We start from the raw sequence: 2,436 nt of genomic DNA, 5'->3' as shown, positions 1-2,436 counted from the left end.
GTAAGCGTCCGGCCATCCCACCCTTGAGGTCGGCGGCATAAGTGGCAACGATGGTGTCCACCAAACGAGATAGGTGGACACCATGACCGAAGCCAAGAACAAGACCCGTCGGCGCCACAGCGCCGAGCTCAAGCAGCAGATCCTGGCCGAGTGCGCCCAGCCCGGCGCCTCGGTAGCCAGCGTGGCCCTCTCGCACGGCATCAATGCCAACGTCGTGCACAAGTGGCGCCGCATGGTCCATGGCCCGAGCACGGATCTGCAGTTGCCCACGTTCGTACCTGTGGCGCTACCCCAGGCGAGCTGCGCTCCTGCCGCGGACATCTGCGTGGAATTGCGCCGTGGCGCCACCAGCGTGTCGTTGACCTGGCCGGTGGCAGCGGCCGAGCACTGCGCGGCCTGGATGCGGGACTTGCTCAAGTGATCCGCATCGACGCCCTGTGGCTGGCCACCGAGCCGCTGGACATGCGTGCCGGAACAGAGTCGGCCCTGGCCCGCGTGGTAGCCGTCTTCGGTGCTGCGCGCCCACACCACGCCTACCTGTTTGCCAACCGGCGTGCCAACCGCATGAAGGTGCTGGTGCACGATGGCATCGGTGTGTGGCTGGCGGCCCGCCGCCTGAACAGCGGCAAGTTCGTCTGGCCGCGTGACGGGGATGCAACGGCGACACTCAGCCGCTCGCAGTTCGATGCCCTGGTGCTGGGTCTGCCTTGGCAGCGCCTGGGCGATGGTGGTGTCATCACCGTGATCTGACGCTGGTCTGTGCGCAGGCACTTGCCAATTGGGGCATGCGCCAATGGTGCGGCTGCACTGGCGCTGGCACAGTCCTACCCATGGTGGTCGAGCCGCAATCGCTGGAGAGCCTGAGTGCAGAACAACTGCGCTCTGCGTTGCTCTCCATGCTGCAGACGGCCGCTGCCAAGGACCAGGAACTGGCCTTCAAACAGGCCATCATCGACAAACTCACCCACGAGAACGCGCTCTTGAAGCGCATGAAGTTCGCTGCCCAGTCCGAGCGCTTCAGCCCCGAGCAGAAGAGTCTGCTCGAAGACGAGATCGAAGCGGACCTGGCGGCCGTGGCCACCGAGATCGATGCGCTGGCGCAGACGCAAACACCGGCCACTCCCGAGAAGAAGCAGGCCAAGCGCTTGCCCCTGCCGGCGCACCTGCCGCGCCGCGAGATCCGCCATGAGCCAGCGTCCACCACCTGCTCGTGCGGTTGCCAGATGAAACGCATCGGCGAAGACGTGGCCGAGAAGCTGGACTACGTGCCCGGTGTCTTCAGTGTCGAGCGTCACATCCGTGGCAAGTGGGCCTGCGCCCAGTGCGAGAGCATTCAACAGGCGCCGGTCGAGGCGCACGTCATCGACAAAGGCATCCCCACCACCGGCCTGCTGGCACAGGTGCTGGTGGGCAAGTACGCCGATCACCTGCCCTTGTACCGCCAGGAAGCGATCTTCGGCCGCGCCGGCCTGGCCATTCCCCGCTCGACGCTGGCGCAGTGGGTGGGCACCTGCGGGGTGCGGCTGCAGCCGCTGGTCGATGCCCTGAAGACCGAGGTCCTGCGCCACCGAGTGATTCACGCCGACGAAACACCGGTGGCGATGCTCAAGCCCGGCGAGGGCAAGACGCACCGAGCCTACCTCTGGGCCTATGCGCCGGGGGCATTCGAGAACATCAAAGCCGTGGTCTACGACTTCTGCGAGTCTCGCTCGGGAGAACACGCACGGCGCTTCCTGGGCCACGGCACCGACAAGGCCTGGAAGGGCAGCCTGACCTGTGACGACTTCAGTGGCTACAAGGCCCTGATCGCCAGCGGCGTGACCGAGGTGGGCTGTCTGGCCCATGCACGGCGCAAGTTCTTCGATCTGCACGCGGCCAACCAGAGCCAGATCGCCGAGTTCGCACTGCAGCAGTTCGCCCGGGTCTATGACATCGAGCGCGAGGTCAGAGAGCTGGACACCGAGCAACGGCAAACCATTCGGCAGCAGCAGACCAGGCCGATCCTGGATGCCCTGCATGAATGGATGATGCTTCAACGGCGCCAGGTACCCGACGGATCGGCAACCGCCAAAGCGCTGGACTACAGCCTGCGGCGCTGGGTGGCGCTGACCCGGTTCGCGGGTGACGGGCAACGGCCGGTGGATAACAACTGGATCGAGAACCAGATCCGGCCCATTGCCATCGGTCGCAACAATTGGCTGTTTGCCGGCAGCCTGCGCGCGGGTCAGCGGGCGGCTGCCGTCATGAGCCTGATCAAGTCGGCGCGTATGAACGGTCACGACCCGTATGCCTATCTCAAGGATGTGCTCACGCGGCTGCCCATGCACAAGGCCAGCCGCATCGACGAGCTCTTGCCGCACCGCTGGCAGCCCACTGACATCTGATCGTCAGACAGGACTGTCGGCGGTGGTCAACATGGGTTCGCCGGACGCTTAC

3 protein-coding genes are annotated in these 2,436 nt (G+C 65.5%); all 3 read left to right on the top strand.

Annotated elements, in window-relative coordinates; translation table 11 throughout:
- Positions 1–82: 82 nt before the first annotated feature.
- The 3 genes from B0E41_RS00115 (at position 83) to B0E41_RS00105 (ending at position 2,384) form a co-directional block, all read left to right on the top strand.
- A complete protein-coding gene (locus tag B0E41_RS00115; protein ID WP_077327350.1) occupies positions 83–421 on the top strand; it encodes a transposase in 339 nt (112 codons plus the stop codon).
- Positions 418–750, top strand: coding sequence for an IS66 family insertion sequence element accessory protein TnpB (tnpB, locus tag B0E41_RS00110; RefSeq protein ID WP_077327347.1), 333 nt, complete (start codon positions 418–420; stop codon positions 748–750). The genes B0E41_RS00115 and tnpB overlap by 4 nt, the downstream gene beginning before the upstream one ends.
- Before the next feature lie 80 nt (positions 751–830).
- Positions 831–2,384 carry an IS66 family transposase gene (locus B0E41_RS00105; RefSeq protein WP_077327344.1) on the top strand — a complete coding sequence of 518 codons (1,554 nt, stop codon included), beginning with the start codon at positions 831–833 and terminating at the stop codon, positions 2,382–2,384.
- Positions 2,385–2,436: the final 52 nt, after the last annotated feature.

The sequence above is a fragment of the Hydrogenophaga sp. A37 genome, from assembly GCF_002001205.1.
Taxonomy (GTDB): Bacteria; Pseudomonadota; Gammaproteobacteria; order Burkholderiales; family Burkholderiaceae_C; genus Hydrogenophaga.
Note: the sequence above shows the minus strand (reverse complement) of the source record. Positions and strands in the feature narration are given on the sequence as shown.